The 18,498-nt window shown below is 44.4% G+C and carries 20 protein-coding genes; 1 reads left to right on the top strand and 19 read right to left on the bottom strand.

What is annotated here, in order from left to right; translation table 11 throughout:
- Positions 1 to 35: 35 nt before the first annotated feature.
- From fabG to NST18_RS05140, 9 genes are all read right to left on the bottom strand, one after another.
- On the bottom strand, positions 36 to 773 hold the full coding sequence (gene fabG, locus NST18_RS05180) for a 3-oxoacyl-[acyl-carrier-protein] reductase (RefSeq protein WP_004891107.1): 738 nt from the start codon (positions 771 to 773) through the stop codon (positions 36 to 38).
- A 3-nt stretch (positions 774 to 776) separates the two neighbouring features.
- Positions 777 to 1,718 (bottom strand): ACP S-malonyltransferase, encoded by a 942-nt coding sequence (gene fabD / locus NST18_RS05175; protein WP_004891108.1) that lies wholly within the window; start codon positions 1,716 to 1,718, stop codon positions 777 to 779.
- Between the two features lie 14 nt (positions 1,719 to 1,732).
- Entirely contained in the window at positions 1,733 to 2,719 is a 987-nt protein-coding gene (plsX, locus tag NST18_RS05170; RefSeq protein WP_004891110.1) for a phosphate acyltransferase PlsX, read from the bottom strand.
- On the bottom strand, positions 2,703 to 3,299 hold the full coding sequence (gene fapR / locus NST18_RS05165) for a transcription factor FapR (protein ID WP_035018741.1): 597 nt from the start codon (positions 3,297 to 3,299) through the stop codon (positions 2,703 to 2,705). Before fapR ends, plsX begins: the two co-directional genes overlap by 17 nt.
- 75 nt (positions 3,300 to 3,374) lie before the next feature.
- Positions 3,375 to 5,423 (bottom strand): ATP-dependent DNA helicase RecG, encoded by a 2,049-nt coding sequence (gene recG / locus NST18_RS05160; protein WP_004891115.1) that lies wholly within the window; start codon positions 5,421 to 5,423, stop codon positions 3,375 to 3,377.
- Positions 5,416 to 6,303 carry an L-serine ammonia-lyase, iron-sulfur-dependent, subunit alpha gene (gene sdaAA, locus NST18_RS05155; protein ID WP_004891117.1) on the bottom strand — a complete coding sequence of 296 codons (888 nt, stop codon included), beginning with the start codon at positions 6,301 to 6,303 and terminating at the stop codon, positions 5,416 to 5,418. Before sdaAA ends, recG begins: the two co-directional genes overlap by 8 nt.
- Before the next feature lie 23 nt (positions 6,304 to 6,326).
- Positions 6,327 to 6,989, bottom strand: coding sequence for an L-serine ammonia-lyase, iron-sulfur-dependent subunit beta (sdaAB, locus tag NST18_RS05150; RefSeq protein ID WP_004891119.1), 663 nt, complete (start codon positions 6,987 to 6,989; stop codon positions 6,327 to 6,329).
- 83 nt (positions 6,990 to 7,072) lie between these two features.
- Complete coding sequence (locus NST18_RS05145) at positions 7,073 to 8,731, bottom strand: DAK2 domain-containing protein (RefSeq protein ID WP_004891121.1); 1,659 nt, start codon at positions 8,729 to 8,731, stop codon at positions 7,073 to 7,075.
- Positions 8,732 to 8,748: 17 nt separating this feature from the next.
- A complete protein-coding gene (locus NST18_RS05140) occupies positions 8,749 to 9,111 on the bottom strand; it encodes an Asp23/Gls24 family envelope stress response protein (RefSeq protein ID WP_004891123.1) in 363 nt (120 codons plus the stop codon).
- A 220-nt stretch (positions 9,112 to 9,331) separates the two neighbouring features.
- Here NST18_RS05140 and rpmB point away from each other — a divergent pair, with 220 nt between their 5' ends.
- A complete protein-coding gene (rpmB, locus tag NST18_RS05135; RefSeq protein ID WP_003394988.1) occupies positions 9,332 to 9,517 on the top strand; it encodes a 50S ribosomal protein L28 in 186 nt (61 codons plus the stop codon).
- A 57-nt stretch (positions 9,518 to 9,574) separates the two neighbouring features.
- Here the strand turns inward: rpmB and spoVM are convergent, their stop codons facing one another.
- The 10 genes from spoVM to def all read right to left on the bottom strand — a co-directional run bounded on the left by spoVM (position 9,575) and on the right by def (position 18,489).
- A complete protein-coding gene (spoVM, locus tag NST18_RS05130; RefSeq protein ID WP_003394991.1) occupies positions 9,575 to 9,655 on the bottom strand; it encodes a stage V sporulation protein SpoVM in 81 nt (26 codons plus the stop codon).
- Between the two features lie 74 nt (positions 9,656 to 9,729).
- Positions 9,730 to 10,368: a thiamine diphosphokinase gene (locus NST18_RS05125; RefSeq protein ID WP_004891126.1), complete on the bottom strand. Its 639-nt coding sequence runs from the start codon at positions 10,366 to 10,368 to the stop codon at positions 9,730 to 9,732.
- 31 nt (positions 10,369 to 10,399) lie between these two features.
- Entirely contained in the window at positions 10,400 to 11,056 is a 657-nt protein-coding gene (gene rpe, locus NST18_RS05120) for a ribulose-phosphate 3-epimerase (RefSeq protein WP_088223361.1), read from the bottom strand.
- 2 nt (positions 11,057 to 11,058) lie between these two features.
- Positions 11,059 to 11,940, bottom strand: a complete 882-nt coding sequence (gene rsgA / locus NST18_RS05115) for a ribosome small subunit-dependent GTPase A (RefSeq protein WP_004891130.1) — start codon at positions 11,938 to 11,940, stop codon at positions 11,059 to 11,061.
- 12 nt (positions 11,941 to 11,952) lie between these two features.
- Complete coding sequence (pknB, locus tag NST18_RS05110; RefSeq protein ID WP_340721270.1) at positions 11,953 to 13,881, bottom strand: Stk1 family PASTA domain-containing Ser/Thr kinase; 1,929 nt, start codon at positions 13,879 to 13,881, stop codon at positions 11,953 to 11,955.
- 6 nt (positions 13,882 to 13,887) lie between these two features.
- Positions 13,888 to 14,637 carry a Stp1/IreP family PP2C-type Ser/Thr phosphatase gene (locus NST18_RS05105; protein ID WP_004891132.1) on the bottom strand — a complete coding sequence of 250 codons (750 nt, stop codon included), beginning with the start codon at positions 14,635 to 14,637 and terminating at the stop codon, positions 13,888 to 13,890.
- 58 nt (positions 14,638 to 14,695) lie between these two features.
- Positions 14,696 to 15,745: a 23S rRNA (adenine(2503)-C(2))-methyltransferase RlmN gene (rlmN, locus tag NST18_RS05100; RefSeq protein ID WP_004891133.1), complete on the bottom strand. Its 1,050-nt coding sequence runs from the start codon at positions 15,743 to 15,745 to the stop codon at positions 14,696 to 14,698.
- On the bottom strand, positions 15,742 to 17,082 hold the full coding sequence (gene rsmB / locus NST18_RS05095; protein WP_004891135.1) for a 16S rRNA (cytosine(967)-C(5))-methyltransferase RsmB: 1,341 nt from the start codon (positions 17,080 to 17,082) through the stop codon (positions 15,742 to 15,744). Before rsmB ends, rlmN begins: the two co-directional genes overlap by 4 nt.
- The gene (gene fmt / locus NST18_RS05090) at positions 17,075 to 18,019 is read right to left on the bottom strand and encodes a methionyl-tRNA formyltransferase (protein ID WP_004891137.1); all 945 of its coding nucleotides are present in this window, start codon (positions 18,017 to 18,019) and stop codon (positions 17,075 to 17,077) included. The genes rsmB and fmt overlap by 8 nt, the downstream gene beginning before the upstream one ends.
- A complete protein-coding gene (gene def / locus NST18_RS05085; RefSeq protein WP_004891139.1) occupies positions 18,016 to 18,489 on the bottom strand; it encodes a peptide deformylase in 474 nt (157 codons plus the stop codon). Before def ends, fmt begins: the two co-directional genes overlap by 4 nt.
- Positions 18,490 to 18,498 lie beyond the last annotated feature (9 nt).

Here is an 18,498-nt window from a genome sequence, read left to right as displayed (position 1 = left end):
TTATACTGAATTATACAAGAAAATAAAACGAATTTTTACATAACCATGCCGCCATCTACATGAATCGTTTGCCCTGTCATATAGCTTGCCCCGTCTGAGACGAGAAATGCGACAACGTGCGCAATATCTTCAGGGTTTCCGAAACGTGCAAGCGGAATTTGTTGCAACATCGTTTGACGCACATCTTCGCTTAATTGATCGGTCATATCTGTCGTAATAAACCCAGGGGCAACCGCATTGACTGTAATATTTCGGCTTGCGAGTTCTTTGGCAGCTGTTTTTGTTAATCCGATTACACCTGCTTTGGCTGCAACGTAGTTTGCTTGCCCTGGATTGCCGCTTACACCGACGATGGACGCCACGTTCACAATTCGACCGTATCGTTGTTTCATCATCGGACGCGTCACAGCTTTCGTGCATAAAAAGACGCCTTTTAAGTTCGTATTGATGACCGCATCCCATTCTTCTTCTTTCATGCGCATAAGCAAGTTGTCACGCGTAATGCCTGCATTGTTAACTAAAATATCGACGCGGCCCCAACGCTCAAGCACCTCTTTCACCATGCGATCGACGGCTTCACTATTTGCGACATCCGCTTGCACAGCGAACGCTTCGCCACCATGTTCAACAATTTGAGCAACAACTTCATTTGCTTTCGCTTCACTTCCTGCATAATTGACTGCTACTTTTGCACCAAGACGAGCTAAATGTAAAGCAATTTCACGCCCAATCCCACGTGACGCCCCGGTCACAATCGCTACTTTCCCTTCCATGCTTCATTCCCCTTTCAACGCCGTCACTGTCGCTATAAACGAAGCTTCATCAAAAATCGAATGGACGTTGACATGACGGTTTATTTTTTTCACTAGACCGCTTAATACTTTTCCAGGACCGATTTCGATAAACGTATCTACACCCAAGTCAATCATCGTTTGAACAGATTGCTCCCAACGAACCGGAGAGTATAACTGTTCAACGAGACGTTGTTTGATTTCTGTTGGATCTGTCATCGGCTCAGCTGTCACATTTGAAATGACTGGCACAGCGCTTTCTTGAAACGCCAACGTATCAAGTACCGATAAAAACTGTTCTGCCGCCGGTTTCATTAAAATGGAGTGGAACGGCCCGCTTACTTCGAGCGGAATGACTCGCTTCGCTCCTTTTTCTTTTGCTAGTTGTGACGCTCGCTCAACCGCTTCTTTCGCTCCTGAAATGACAATTTGTCCCGGGCAGTTTAAGTTCGCTAATTGAACCGGAGATGATTCCGTTGAAGCTTCATCGACTACTTGTTGCAATAAAGCTTCATCCATCCCAAGCACCGCAGCCATCGTTCCTTGTCCTGACGGCACTGCTTTTTCCATAAATTCTCCGCGCTTACGCACCGCATATACAGCGTCAGAAAACGACAGCACCGATGCTGCAACAAGTGCACTATATTCCCCGAGGCTATGTCCTGCCACATAATGAGGGGCAATACCTGCTTCTTTTACTTTTTGCAAAAACGCGATGCTTGTCGTGAGTAATGCCGGTTGGGCATTTTCTGTTTTTGTTAATACGTCTTGTGGTCCTTCAAAAATAAGTTGTGACAAAGACATTTGCAACCGTTCATCTGCTAGGCGAAAGATCGCAGCTACCGCCTCGTCTTTTTCTGCCCATTCTTTCCCCATGTCGACCGTTTGTGAACCTTGTCCTGGAAAAATAAATGCAATTTTCCCCATCATGTCACCTCTTATTATTTTATTTCCGCTATCGATTGCTTTACCGTTTGTACTACTTCGTTTGCAACCATTTCTCGCGCCTGACGCACAGCGTGAAACATCGCGTGAGCATCAGATGAACCGTGCGCTTTAATGACAGGTGCTCGTAAACCGAACAGTGCTGCACCGCCATATTCTGCATAATCCATTTTTTTCTTCAACTGCATAAGTTGTGGCTTTAACGCAAGCGCCGCCATTTTGCTTACAACATTGCTTGTCAATGCCGATTTTAACATCGAGAAAATAGCGATTGCCGTGCCTTCGATCGTTTTTAGTGCGACGTTGCCGGTGAATCCGTCAGTAACAACAACATCAGCTACGCCTTCTAATAAATCGCGCGCCTCTACGTTGCCGACAAAATTTAACGATGTATGTTGGATAAGCTGAAACGCTTTTTTAGCTAGCTCATTGCCTTTTTGGTCTTCTGTCCCTACGTTTAGCAGCCCGACGCGCGGTCGTTCAACCCCGCGTACTTTTTCGGCGTATGCTGCACCCATAAACGCATATTGCAATATATGTTCTGGACGGGCGTCTACGTTAGCACCAACATCTAACAGTACAAACCCTTTTCCATCAATCGTTGGGAGCGTCGGCGCAAGCGCTGGACGGTCAATGCCTTCGATGCGACCGACGATAAACAGCCCCGCCGCCATTAAAGCGCCTGTATTCCCAGCTGAAATGCACGCATCGGCACGTCCTTCGCTTACTTCATTTGCCATTAGCACCATGGACGCCTCTTTTTTGCGGCGAACGGCACGAACGGGCTCATCTGTTGCTTCAATGACTTGTTCCGTATGAATGATCGATAGTCGTTCATTGTTTGTTATGTACGGGCGAATGAGCGATTCGTTCCCAATAAGCGTAATTTCGATATCGTTGAAATGCTCAATCGCCTTTTGTGCACCGATCACGACTTCTTTTGGTGCGTGATCTCCTCCCATGGCATCAATTGCGATTTTCATCATTTTCTCCATCCTTTTTAACAACGTTTGAGCGGTACATATGAAATTCTCCTTGAAAAACAAGCTCTTGACCTACGTAACTATTCACTTCGACGATCGTGCGACCGTTTTCGTTTAAATTTTTTACTTTTGCTTTGGCAACGACTCGCTCCCCTTCTTTCACCGGGCGCATAAAGCGAATGTTTGCTTTGGTGGTCAATGCTAATTCATCGTTAATGACCGCGACTGCGAGCGAGTTCGCTTGCGCAAACAAATGATGTCCTCGTGCAATTTGATTTCGTTTAAATACATGTTCTTTTTTTACATCGAAAATGGAAATTGCACTTTCGTCCAATTGCATATCGATAATTTCTCCGATCACTTCTTCAATGGGCAACGACTTCACTTCGTCAGCAAATGTGCGCTCAGCGACATGTTTAATGCGCTCACGCAACTCCGGAATCGATAGTTCTAAGCGATCGAGGCGGATCGTTTGAATGCTGACTGAAAATTTTTCGGCAAGTTGTTCGTCCGTAATAAATGGATTTTCTTCAATCGTTGCTTGCAGTAGTCGTTGCCGTTCGCGTTTATTTCTTCTCATTTTCGATCCACCATCCGAATTATTACTAGGTACTAATAGTAGTATATAACACCCGTGCTTCCATTTCAACAACTTTTAATCTAATTTTTCGCCGTTTAAAATGCCTGATTGTTGTAAATAGTCGCGAAGAAAAGCGTATTTATCGTCATGCCAAAAAGCTTGCGAATCAACGAGGCGAGCAGCGTCTTGACGGGCAACTTCTAAAATGCGATAGTCGTGAACGATGTCGCCGAGACGAAATTCAGGCATGCCGCTTTGTTTCGTCCCAAAAAAATCGCCCGGTCCGCGCAGCTCTAAATCTTTTTCCGACAGCACAAAACCGTCGTTCGTTTCCGTCATAATGCGCATTCGCTCTTTTCCTGCTTCTGATTTTGGATCAGCGACTAAAATACAGTACGATTGGGCTTGTCCGCGCCCAACTCGTCCGCGTAGCTGATGAAGTTGCGAAAGACCAAAACGGTCGGCATCGTAAATGACCATCACGGTTGCGTTCGGGACGTTTACACCGACTTCTACGACCGTTGTTGATACTAAAATATGAATGTCATTGGCGCTAAATGCGCGCATCACTTCTTCTTTTTCTTCTGAAGATAGACGGCCGTGCATAAGCCCGATGCGATACCGCCCTTTATAGTAGTGCGTCAACATCGCATGCACGTCGATCGCGTTTTGGACATCCAGTTTTTCCGATTCCTCAATGAGCGGGCAAATGACGTATGCTTGATGACCCGCATCAACTTGTTTCGCCATAAATTGAAATACACGCTCAAGCATATCGTGTTTCACCCAATACGTTTCAATTTTTTTCCTTCCTTTTGGCATTTCATCAATGATCGAGACGTCCATTTCTCCAAATGCCGTAATGGCAAGCGTGCGTGGAATCGGAGTGGCGGTCATAAATAGCACATCAGGCGATTGTCCTTTTTCACGTAAAATGCGTCGCTGCTCTACTCCAAAGCGATGTTGTTCGTCTGTGATGACAACGCCAAGTTTCGCAAAATTCACGTCGTCTTGAATAAGGGCATGCGTGCCGACAACAACATGAACGTCACCTAAAGCGAGCTGTTCAAGTAGCTGTTTGCGCCTTTTTCCTTTTACCGAACTTGTCAACAGTTCGACACGAATACCCATCGGCTCAAGCAGCGCACGAAGCGATTCAGCATGTTGCTCGGCTAAAATTTCCGTCGGTACCATTAACGCTCCTTGATACCCTGATAAATACACCGCATATAATGCAATGGCAGCAACGACTGTTTTTCCGGAACCGACATCTCCTTGTAGTAGGCGATTCATGCGATATGGCGATTTTAAATCTTGCACAATTTCACGTACAACGCGTTGCTGAGCATTCGTTAGCGGAAACGGAAGCGATTGAATAAACGATTGAAGTTGCCCATCTGAAAAGCGATGCGCAATACCTGGTGACTGTTCACGACGATATTTTTTTAACGCTTGCATTTTTAATTGAAAAAGTAAAAACTCTTCGTAAACGAGACGGCGTCGTGCTTGCTTTAGTTGCTCGTGCGAAAGCGGCATATGAATCACCCGAATCGCATCACGTTTTGATATAAGGCGATATGTTTGCAATAGCTCGCTCGGCAACGGGTCGACAATCGCATCACCGTATTGTTGTAAAGCGAGTGCAATAAAGCGACGCATGCCTTTTACTGTCAAGTCGCCACGCGTTGAATAGACCGGTTCGATTTCTTTTTGTCGCTTCATTTCGCCGATATGCAGCTGCTGTACGGTGATCGTTTGACGATGTTTGTCCCACTTGCCTGTGATCGTCACCGTTTCGTGCAGGGTGAGCTTTTTTTTCAAATACGGTTGGTTAAAACAAACAGCCGTCACTAAAAATCGGTCAACAAGGACGCGAAACGTTAAGCGCGACTTTTTGCGGCTATAATACGTAAGCACAGGCTCACTATACACTTTGCCAATGATCGTAATTTTTTCATCGTGCTTTGCTTCTTCTAATGCACATATGCGATAATCTTCGTAACGAAAAGGGAAATGATACAACAGTTGTTCAATTGTATCAATCCCCATTTCATGAAGCGCGGCGGCTGTTTCTTCTCCAATTCCTTTAATCGCTGTGACTGATTGATGTAATACGTCACTCACGTTCGTTGTTTGGCTTACCGAAAATATCCGCTTCGAATTTGCGAGCGGTCGGCGTCGCCGCTAACCCTCCTTGTGCTGTTTCTTTTAATGACACTGGCATCGTCTGGCCGATGCGGAACATCGCTTCAATGACTTCATCGCACGGAATGCGGCTTTGTATGCCAGCAAGCGCCATGTCAGCAGCAATCATTGCATTTGCTGCTCCAATTGCATTTCGCTTGACACACGGTACTTCCACTAACCCTGCAACGGGGTCACAAACGAGTCCAAGCATATTTTTTAAAGCGATCGCCATCGCCTCTGCCGCTTGTCTTGGCGTGCCGCCAGCCATCTCGACAAGCGCTGCCGCCGCCATACCTGCCGCTGAACCAACTTCCGCCTGGCATCCTCCTGCCGCACCGGAAATGGATGCATTGTTTGCGACAACAAATCCGAACGCACCAGCTGTAAATAAAAACTCAACCATTTGTTCACGCGTCGGCTGCAGTTTTTCTTTCACCGCAAATAATGTGCCCGGAACGACACCAGCTGATCCTGCTGTTGGTGTTGCACAAATCATTCCCATCGCTGCGTTTACTTCGTTCGTTGCCATCGCTTTACTGACGGCATCTAAAATCGTTTCTCCCGATAAAAATTGGCCGCGTGCAATATATTGCTGTAAGCGTGTCGCATCGCCGCCTGTCAATCCGGAATGCGAACGAACACCCGCTAGTCCGCGAATGACGGCTTGCTCCATCACTTGTAAGTTTTTCTCCATTTGCGCAATAATGTCCTCTCGGCTGCGCTCTGTCACTTCCATCTCTTGACGAATCATTACTTCTGCAATTTTCATTTGTTCTCGTTCTGCTCGTTCAACGAGTTCTGCTACATTTCGAAACATCGTTGTCTCCCCTTTGCACCGCTTTACTCAACAATTTTTGCTACATCAATAATATGTGGTAACGCTTTTAATTGCTCAACGATCGCATCATCAATATTTTGATCGACTTCGATCGCCATTAACGCCTGTTTTCCTTTTTCTTTTCGCGATACTTCCATATGGCCGATATTAATCGCATATTTCGCTAGCACGTTCGCTACTCCTGCGATGGCACCGTAACGGTCATTATGCATAATTAAAAGGGCAGGATGATGACCAGAAAGCTTCAGCTCGAAACCGTTTAGCTCAATAATTTCGATTTTCCCACCGCCAATGGAAATGCCGACAAGCTCAAGCTCACCTTGTTCATCACCGAGGCGAATTTTTGCTGTATTTGGGTGAGGAGGAATGGCTTCCTCTTCATGAAACGTGATGCGAATCCCTTCTTGTTTGGCGATTTGCAACGATGTTTTCATTCGTTCATCAAACGTATCGAAATTTAATAAACCGCCGACGATGGCGACATCTGTTCCGTGTCCTTTATACGTTTGGGCAAATGAACCGTAAAAGAAAATATCCGCCCACGTTGGTTTTCTGCCGAATAAGTTGCGTGCCACTTTGCCGATGCGTACTGCTCCTGCCGTGTGCGAGCTCGACGGACCAATCATAATCGGACCGATAATATCAAATACACTGCGATATTTCATTTTTTCCTCCCCTTTGTTATCTTCATGAAAAAGAAGGGGAACGTTCCCCTTCTTTTATCGTATGTGAATAGCAACCATGCGTTTTATTCAATCGCAAAAATAAACGGATATAACGGCTGACCGCCATGATGTGTTTCAACTTCCACATGCGGGAATTGTTGTTCAATAAATTGAACGATGTGCGCAGTTTGTTCTTCGGTCGCATCTTCACCAGAAAGAATTGTTACAATTTCATCTTCTTCGCCAATCATATGCGTAAGTAGCGTCTCAACGACAGAATGAAGCTCTTTATGAGATACGACAATTTTGCCATCGGCAATTCCCATATAATCGTCTTTTTCAATTTCAACGCCGTCAATGTTTGTATCGCGTACAGCAAACGTTACTTGTCCTGTTTTTACGCGGGCAAGTGCCTCTGTCATTACTTCCTCGTTTTCTTCTTTTGTCGCAGAAGGATTAAAGGAAAGCAATGCTGTCATTCCTTGTGGAACGGTTTTTGATGGAATGACGACTACATCACATGAAGCGACAGACGCAGCTTGTTGGGCTGCTAAAATAATGTTTTTATTATTCGGCAACACAAATACCGTTTGGGCATTTACTTCTTCAATTGCTTTTACGATGTCTTCTGTGCTCGGATTCATCGTTTGTCCGCCTTCGATGACCGCATGAGCACCAATGCTTTTAAATAATTCAGCAATGCCATCGCCCATGGCTACCGCAACGATGCCGTACGGGATGCGTTCTTGCTTTTTCGGCGGCTGCATCTCTTGATGGACGATATTTGCATGCTGTTCACGCATATTTTCGATTTTAATATTAATTAAGCTTCCGTAACGTTGCGCGTATGTGAGCACTTCGCCCGGTTGTTCTGCGTGAATATGCACTTTCACTACTTCATCATCTGCAATGACAAGTAGCGAATCGCCGAAGCGGCTCAAATCTTGACGGAACGTCTCTTCACGAAATGGATGTTTCGCTACTTTATCTTGTTCAAACTTCACCATAAATTCCGTACAATACCCAAATTCAATATCATCTGCGCTAAGATGGCTTTGCACGTTGCGGTGATGTTCGGTACGAACGAGCTGTCCCATCGACAACGCTTCTGTTTCTGCAATCGTTTCACCTTTTAACGCCGCTAAAAATCCTTCGTACACAAATACGAGACCTTGGCCGCCGCTGTCGACGACACCTACTTCTTTTAATACAGGAAGTAAATCAGGGGTGCGCTTCAGCGATGCTTTTGCCTCTTTTAATACTTCCGTCATTACAACGACGATGTCAGCTTCTTTTTTCGCCACAGCTACTGCGCGCTTTGCCGCATCTTTCGCAACCGTTAAAATCGTGCCTTCAACCGGCTTCATCACCGCTTTATACGCTGTCTGCACGCCCGCTTCAAGCGCTGCCGCAAACTCTTTGCTGTTAATTTCACTTTTTTGTTCGATCGCTTTCGCAAATCCACGAAATAGTTGTGATAAAATAACGCCCGAGTTGCCGCGCGCTCCCATTAGCAATCCTTTCGCTAATGCGCCCGCCACTTTTCCGATATGATCAGATACGTGGTTTTTTACTTCTTTCGCACCGGACGTCATCGACAAATTCATATTCGTTCCTGTATCCCCATCTGGAACGGGAAAGACGTTTAATGCGTCTACCGTTTTTGCGTTGTTCGCTAAATGTGTCGCGCCTTGCAGCACCATTTGTGCAAAGCGTTTTCCATCTAATGTTGTCATTGCCACAGATTAGTTCCCCCTCACTACGGATTCGTGACGCGAACCCCTTGAACATAAATGTTGATCGATTGAACAGATAAACCTAACGTTTTATCTAGCGTATACTTGACTTTCGTTTGTACGTTGTGCGCAACTTCCGAAATTTTTGTGCCGTAGCTAACAATGACGTATAAATCAATATGCACTTCATCGTTTTCTTGGCGAACGACAATGCCTTTTGCAAAGTTTTCGCGGCGTAAAATTTCAGCAATGCCGTCTTTTAATTGATTTTTTGATGCCATACCGACAATACCGTAACAATCTACTGCCGCTCCCCCGGCAATCGCTGCAATGACATCGTTACTAATTTCAACACGACCGTATTTCGTTTGTAATTCAATGGACATCGCTCAAGTCCCCTTTCTTATTAGGTAGCTAACGCCATTGTACTATACTCGGCTTATTTTTAAAAGCTTCTACCCATAGTATATTTACCCGAAACAGAAAACAGATGTCAAGGTTATTTTCTTGAAACAGTTGATCGGAAGTATTGCAATCCGTTTTTATGTATGATAAATTATAGTAGTGTTTTGAGCACGTAGTTTGGCAAGTGAGGAGGGAAACAAAATGGCAAAATGCTTTGTGACTGGTAAGAAAAAATCATTCGGAAACGCTCGTTCTCATGCAATGAATGCGAGCCGCCGCACATGGAAAGCAAACCTTCAAAAAGTTCGCATTTTAGTTGACGGAAAACCAAAGCGCGTTTGGGTTTCTGCTCGCGCATTAAAATCCGGAAAAGTAGAACGTGTGTAATAAAAAAAGCGGAAAGCGCACGCCTCATAGAAAAAAGCACCAAATGATTGGTGCTTTTTATCCTTTTTTAAACGAATTTAACATCGCCCGAACAATTCCACCTAAAAATTTTGGCAACTTAATCGTATAAAACTTCACGGTCATTCCCTCCCCTACTGTGCACACTCTTCCATTTAATATATTCATCTCCGCACAAATTGTACCTCGAAGCGTTATTTTTCATCCTTGCTTCTTATCATCATTAATATGCCTTCAGTGAATGAAAAAGTACCAAAACTATGGATGAGTTCATTGCTTACACATAATGTTGATCCAAGCGGCACATCGTGCGCATCGAGCGGGTATTTAAATCCGCGAAGCGTTAAAGCGCGAATCGGAGTCATAGGAATAAATGAAATGTATCGGTATTCGTCTTTTTTTTCAACGACATGTTTTCCACTTCGATAAAGCGTAACGATATTTTGACGATCGATTAACTCAATCTGCCCGTCTTTTCCTTTGAACAAAAGTTGAACGTTGCCAAAGAAATGATCGACCCGTCCGCCTGTTGCTCCAAATAGGCGAATTTTTGTCGCTTGTTGTTCAAGCGCCCAATCGAGCGCAATATCTGTGTCCGTTTGGTCTTTTTCAGCTGGCCATATGTCGATATGCGGCAATTGTGTTTGTAATTGCTGCAACTCATATTCGGCAATGGAGTCAAAATCGCCAAACGCCCGTTTTGGCATGATTCCCGCATCGAGCAGCGCTAAAACGCCACGATCTACCCCTACCCAACATACGTCCTCTCCGTCGTATGTTTTTAAATGAGGTAAAAAACTTGTCGGACCACCTGCAACAAGATGAATAATCAACAAATTCACCTCCCTAATAAAGAAGGATGTGTCAACGTGACACACCCTCACGAATCATGCGAATGGCTTGGGCACGATCCGCTTTGTTATAAATGGCTGATCCTGCAACAAGAACATCCGCGCCTGCTTCGACACAAAGTTTTGCCGTTTCTGCATGAATGCCACCGTCTACTTCAATTTCAACAGAAAGCCCTCGTTCACGAACGAGTGTTGAAAACGCATGAATTTTTGGGAGCACTGCTGGAATAAACGATTGTCCACCAAAACCCGGGTTGACCGTCATAAATAAAACGAGGTCGAGGTCTTCAATCAAATGTTCAATCATCGAAATCGGTGTATGCGGATTTAACGCTACTCCTGCTTTCACACCATGTTCTTTAATGAGGTGGATCGTCCGGTGTAAATGCGGGCAAGCTTCAACATGCACCGTTAAATAATCGGCTCCCGCTTTCGCAAACGTTGGAATATAGCGATCCGGCTGTTCAATCATTAAATGAACGTCAAGTGGCAGTTTCGTTACAGGACGAATCGCCTCCACGATGAGCGGACCGATTGTGATGTTTGGAACGAAATGGCCGTCCATCACATCGACATGAATGTAATCAGCTCCCCCTCGTTCTACGTCCACAATTTCTTCGCCAAGTTTAGCAAAATTAGCAGATAAAATGGATGGCGCAATTTTGATCATGTTTAATACCTCGGCTTTCGTTCCTTGATTTCCTCTATAAAACTCATGTAATGTTCATAGCGATAAGGAGGAATGTCTCCTGATGCTAATGCTTCTTTGACCGCACATTTCGGCTCAGCCGTATGCGTGCAACCGCGAAATTTACAATCACTGCTTTTTGTGACAAACTCCGGAAAACAAAGCGGTAATTGTTCAAGTTCAATATCATCAAATTCTAGCGCGCTAAATCCTGGTGTATCTGCGACAAAACCGCCTCCGATTTCAATTAACTCGACATGTCTTGTCGTATGTTTTCCACGCCCAAGGTGATGGGAAATGTCGCCCGTTTTTAACTGCAAGTTCGGACGTAATGCATTTAATAAAGACGACTTCCCGACGCCTGATTGCCCTGCAAATACCGATACTTTTCCTTCAAAATAAGGCAATAATGCATCAATACCTGCGCGCGTTTTGACCGAAACTTCGAACACTTCATATCCGATTTGACGATAATCGCGAATATATTGTTCAATACGAGGCTTTGTGTCATCGTCTACTAAATCCATTTTACTCACAACAATAAGCGGACGAATGTCTTTTGCTTCAATTAATACGAGAAAACGATCGAGTAATCCAGGGCTGAAATCTGGCTCTACTGCTGAAAACACTAAAATCGCTTGATCGATATTGGCAATCGGCGGACGAACGAGTTCATTTTTCCGCTCAAATACATCTAATATGTAGCCTTCCCGTTCATTTTCCGCCTGAAAGGAAACGTAGTCGCCGACAAGCGGCGTTACTTTCCGCTTGCGAAACACCCCGCGGCCGCGGCATTGATACACTTTGCCATCACTTAACACGTAATAAAAGCCGCTGAGCGCTTTAATGATTTTTCCTTCTGCCATAGCTTCCCTCCTTTAAGGTGTTGTCGGATATGGAACAATGCCTTCGCGTACCGTCGTGCCGTTTACAACGACGCGATAGCGTCCTTGTTTTCCTTGTTGAATGACGAATTCGACACGCTCTTTCACGTCATTAGTTAAGCGATAACGTTTGTACGGTTGAGCGAACGAATGATTTTCGTCTTCAATATATAATTCTGCCATGACTGGTTCGTTCACATCAACAGGCGGTTCATACGGAATGTCGATGTCTTGAATTACTTTCTTTGTTTGTACCGGCTCTTTTCCGAGGGAAATGACGACCGTAACGGTTGCTCCTTTTTCTAGTTTTGCATTCGCTTGTGGCGTTTGAGAAATAACGAGTCCTTTTTCGACCGTATCGGAATATTGTTGTTTGACGATGACATACAATTGTTGATCTGCCGCGTAGTCACGTACGCTCTTTTCCGTATATCCTGTTAAATCTTTTAAAATGATTTTTTCTGGTCCAAGGCTGACCGTAAAGCGCACTTCTGTTTCTTCTGGTACAACTTTTTCACCCGGAAGCGGAAATTGTTCAATAATCGTCCCTGCTGGCTTATCGCTATATACTTCTTTTTTATCGATAAGCAAATATTTTTCTGAACGCAATTGCGGTTCGACATCAGCAATTTGTTCACCCACATAATTTTCGAACGCGACTTTTTTCTTTCCGATACTTTTATAAATGGTGACAGCCGTTCCTGCTTTCACGACTTTTCCAGCTTGTGGATTCGTACGGATAACAAATCCTTCGGCGATGTCATCATGTTCTTGTTCGATCGTTTCTTCGATTTTTAAACCTAATGATGTCAGTTCCGCGATCGCATCATCATAATGTTTGCTCGTCACATCCGGTACAGTAACATCTTTCGGGAAAAATAAATCGGGAAGCCATGTAACCGCACTCACACTAGCACCAATAAATAAGAAAAGAAACACCGTCCATAAAATGAGCCATTTTTTTTGTCGCTTTTCTTTTGGAGCAGAAACGTTTTCTTTTTTTTCTGGCGACGGAGGAGCGGGTGATTTGACAATCGGCACTACTTTTGTTTCTTCATCATCGTCTTCCATAGGCAACGTAAACTTCGCTTCGTTGATGCGCTCAGGTAAAAGAGCCGTACGAATATGTTGCTGCATGTCCAGCGCGCTATTGTAGCGATGCAACGGATTTTTTGCTGTTGCTTTTAATACAATGTTTTCTACGCTCTGTGGAATATTCGGATTCCATCGCCGCAAAGAAGGCGTCTCCGTTTGTAAATGTTTTAGTACAATTGCGACAGCTGATTCACCAGAAAACGGCAAATGACCGGTTAATAGCTCAAACATGACGATACCGAGCGAATAAATATCCGACTTTTCCGTTGCCATTCCGCCTTTTGCTTGTTCCGGTGATAAATAATGAACCGATCCTAACACCGAGTTCGTTTGTGTAATCGTTGTTGAACTTAACGCGACAGCGATACCGAAATCTGTAATTTTCAATGTTCCGTCTTCTGACACTAAAATATTTTGCGGCTTAATATCACGATGAATAACGCCGTTTTGATGCGCGTGAGCAATTGCTCCTGTTAGTTGATCCATCATGCGTAGCGCCTCTTGTACAGGAAGCGGGGCATGTTGTTGAATATATTGTTTTAACGTACAGCCGCGCACATATTCCATGACCATATAATAAATGCCGTCATCTTCCCCAACATCGTAAATCGTGACAATATTTTCATGATTTAAACTTGTTGCGGCTTGTGCTTCGCGGCGAAAACGTTTAATAAATAATTCATCGTTTACAAAATCTAAGCGTAACACTTTGACGGCAACGTCGCGATCTAAAATGATATCTCTAGCTAAATAAACGTTCGCCATTCCACCGCCGCCGATAAGTTGCAACAATTTATAGCGATCGTTTAATCGTTTGCCGATGAGCACGAGCGATCACCTACTTTCATCCACATCTACAAATTGTACGATCGCTAACGTAATATTATCTTCGCCGCCGTGCTCGTTTGCGACGTTGATAAGCGCTTGCGCTTTTTCCTCAAGCGAACGGTCAGACGTTAATACGTCGATCATCGTCTGTTCCGTCACTTTATTAGAAAGCCCATCAGAACAAAGGAGCAACATATCTCCTTTGTCGATCGTAACCGTTTTGACATCTAACTGAATCGTCTGTTCCGTTCCGAGCGCACGCAATAGTACATGTTTACGCGGATGGTACTCCGCATCTTCTTTTGATAGTTGTCCACTTTTCACTAATTCATTCACAAGGGAATGGTCTTCGGTCATTTGTTGAAATCCGTTTGCGTTCAATAAATAACAACGGCTATCACCGATGTGTCCAATTGTCGCAAACTGATTTGTACAAATAGCAGCAACAACGGTCGTACCCATTCCTTGACAATGCTCGTTCGTTTGCGAATGATGAAAAAGCGATTCGTTTACTTTCATGACATGTTCTTTTAACCACATTTCTGCCTGTTGCGGCGAGGTCATTTCGCCTGTTTCTTCCCAAAATTGTTTTAGTTGCGTCATCGTCATTTCACTCGCCACGTCGCCAGCGAGATGCCCCCCCATCCCGTCAGCGACAACAGCTAAATAATTGCCCGCCTGATTAATAAAAACTCCACCATTATCTTCATTATGTGACCGAATTTTCCCGACATCCGTTTGAAACACCGCCTTCATACACGCACGACACTCACAAGAGTATCGCTTCCTCCCTTCATATAGGTGTTGCCACATCTTACGCTTTCGTTTCCTCTTTTCGTTCTTTTGCGCGCAGCTGTCCGCATGCAGCATCAATATCGTGTCCTTGCTCGCGACGAATCGTAACATTAATACCATGTTTTTTTAACGTTTTCTCAAACGCAAAAATTTGTTCACGCGGTGTACGAACGTAGTTGCGTTCAGGTACGTAGTTGACTGGAATTAAATTGACATGGCATTTCAATCCTTTAATGAGCTCCGCAAGCTCTTCTGCATGTTCAATTTGATCGTTTACACCGCCAAATAAACCGTATTCAAATGTGACGCGTCGTCCCGTTTTTTCAATGTAGTAGCGCACCGCTTCCATGAGTTCTGGCAATTTATAAGCTCGATTAATCGGCATTAGTTTTGAGCGCAATTCTGTATTTGGCGCATGAAGCGAAATCGCAAAATTAATTTGCATATTTTCATCGGCGAATTTGTAAATTTTTGGGATGATACCACTTGTCGATACAGTAATATGACGCGCGCCGATATGCAACCCTTTTGGGTGGTTGACGATTTTTAAAAACTTGATTAGCTCATCATAGTTATCGAACGGTTCGCCTATTCCCATTACAACGATGCTGCTTACACGTTCATTCGTTTCATCGAGCGCCTTTTGCACTTTGACGACTTGAGCAACGATTTCACCTGCTTGCAAATTGCGCTTTAATCCGCCTAATGTCGAAGCGCAAAACGTACACCCAATGCGACAGCCAACTTGGGTCGTGACACAAATTGAATTTCCGTAATCATGGCGCATAAGCACCGTTTCAATCGAATAACCGTCATGAAGCTCAAATAAAAATTTCATCGTTCCGTCTTTTGATGTTTGCTGTACGAGCGTTTTTAACGTTGTGATGACAAAATGTTCATCTAACCGCTCGCGCAATGCTTTCGGAATATTCGTCATGTCTTCAAATGACGTCACCCGTTTTTTATATAGCCATTCAAAAATTTGTGTGGCGCGAAACGGCTTTTCCCCTTGCTGTTCTATCCAACTTTGTAAATCTTCTAAACGCATTGAGTAAATGGATAGTTTCATATGATGTCACCTTTCTTTTTCAATGTTGCGATAAAAAATCCGTCGCTATATACGTGATGAGGAAGCAATTGCAACATGCCGCGATCTACATATGACGCAACAGACGATGGTAGACGCGAAGCAAGTGTTTCGTCGCGATCATATTCGGGATGTTCAGCTAAAAACTGGGCGATGACTTGTTCATTTTCTTCGCGATCAACGGTACATGTGCTATATACAAGCGTTCCGCCACGCTTTAAAAGCGGGGCAACCGCTCGTAAAATATTGAGTTGAACGTTCGCAAGTTGTGTAATATCTTTTTCATTTTTCGCATATTTAATTTCCGGTTTGCGACGAATGACACCAAGCCCTGAACACGGGGCATCAACTAATATGCGATCGAACGTTTCAGTGGCAAATTGCGTATGCGCTTGACGGCTATCGAGCTGTTTCGCTTCTATATTCGACAAGCCGAGTCGCTTCGCCTGCTGTTCAATCAGTTTTACTTTATGATCGTGAATATCTAACGCGACAACGCGCCCGCGATTGTTCATGCGCTCTGCGATATGCGTCGTTTTTCCGCCTGGAGCCGCACAACAGTCTAACACGACATCTGTTTCGTTTGGAGAAAGGGCATAAGCGACAAGCATCGAACTTTCATCTTGAATCGTTATAAGCCCTTCGCGAAACACGCTCGTTTTAGCGGCATTTCCTTTTGTTATTTTAATGCCAATCGGAACGATGGAAGAAGGGATAGCTTCTATTCCCTCTTCTTTTAGGCGATCGATAACTTCTTCAACGGTTACGCGCATCACGTTTACTCGCGCTGTTTGTTCTGGTGGGAAGTTGTTTACTTCGCACATCCGTTTCGTTTCATCGAAGCCAAACTGTTCGATCCATCGGCGCACAAGCCATACGGGATGACTTGTCGCGATGGCTAACCGTTCGCTCTCATCTTTTATGTCGTCCAAGGAGCGCAATCCTTGCCGTTGAACAGAACGTAATATGCCGTTGACGAGCGAAGCGATGCCACGATGACCACGACGCTTGGCAATTTCGACTGCTTCAAATAACACCGCCCGATCAGGGATTCGATCTAAATATACCATTTGATAAAGCGACATGCGAAGTAGTAGGTGCACCCACGGCTCGATTTTTCCTTTGATAAACGGCTGTAAATAGTAATCAAGCGTATCGCGTCGCTGAATCGTGCCGTATACTAATTCTGTTAAAAGGGCAACGTCTTGGGCGGATAATTCGTTCGTTTCGATCACATGATGTAATGATAAATTGCTATATGCTCGTTTTTTTTCAATATCGATTAGCACATCTAATGCTACATTTCGCACGTTACTCATTCGTTCCTCCTAATACTGTCCCGATGGAAATCGTCGTGCCGCGCAAAAAGTCAGTTGCGCTCATTTTCCGTTTCCCCGCTGGTTGTAGTTCCGTAATTTTAATTGCCGTTTCATTCCCTGTCGCAACGATGATGCCATCTTGTTCAACGGCGACAATGGTACCAGGTTTCGCTTGTGAAGAAGCGGGTACTTTTTCTCCCCACCAAATTTTCCACCGTTCCTCACCATACATCGTATAGGCAACAGGCCACGGATTCATGCCGCGAATATGGTTGTAAATGTCTTCTCCTGTTTTTGTCCAATCGATTCGCTCTTGTTCTGGTTTAATGTTGTACGCAAACGTCGCTTGTTCATCATCTTGCTTGATCGGCATAATGTCGCCTCGAAGCAGTTTTGGGAGCGTCTCAGAAAGTAGTCGTGCTCCTGCTTGGCTTAGTTTGTCGTGCAATGTTCCGACGGTATCGCGCTCATCGATTGGCACTTCCACTTGCGTTAATATATCGCCTGCATCTAGTTTTTCAACCATATACATAATGGTAATACCTGTTTTTTCTTTTCCTTGTAAAATGGCGTAATGAATCGGTGCCCCTCCACGCAACTCAGGCAAAAGCGAGGCATGCACGTTAATACAACCGTACGTTGGTGCGTCAAGAAGCGGTTTCGGTAAAATTTGTCCGAATGCAGCGGTCACAATTAAATCAGGCTGTAGAGCGATGACGTGCTCGTATTGTTCTTTCTCGCGAATTTTCGTTGGTTGAAATACCGGAATGCCGTACGATTCCGCTGCCACTTTGACAGGTGGTGGCGTCAATTGTTGTTTTCGCCCTTTCGGTTTATCTGGCTGTGTAACGACGCCGACCACGTTGTATCCGTCTTTGATCAATTGTTCTAAAATCGGAACAGCAAAATCAGGTGTTCCCATAAACACAATGTTCATTGTTCGAACTCCCCTTCTTCATAATAGCGAATCACTTTTGACGTAAATAATATGCCATGTAAATGGTCAATCTCATGTTGTAAGGCACGCGCTAAAAAGCCGGTCGCTTCGATTTCAAACGGGCGACCGCGACGATTTTGCGCACGTACTTTCACGTATTGAAAACGTTTTACTTCCCCAAACAGTCCCGGAAAACTTAAACAGCCTTCGGGACCGATTTGCTCGCCGTTTTGGGCAACGATGATTGGATTAATTAATTCAATGCGCCCATGACGGTCGCCAATATCGACAATGGCAATTTGTTGATCGACACCAATTTGTGGAGCAGCTAATCCAACTCCATCGGCCGCAAGCATCGTATCGTACATATCATTTAATAACTTGATTAGCTTTCGGTCAAATACGGTGACTGGTTGACAAACCGTTTCTAAAATGGGTGCAGGATATGTCACAATCGGTAAAATGGCCAAAATGGTTCC

The sequence above is a fragment of the Anoxybacillus sp. FSL W8-0104 genome (genome assembly GCF_038004465.1).
Classification (GTDB): Bacteria; Bacillota; Bacilli; order Bacillales; family Anoxybacillaceae; genus Anoxybacillus; species Anoxybacillus flavithermus_G.
This window is presented reverse-complemented; position numbering and strand designations above follow the sequence as displayed.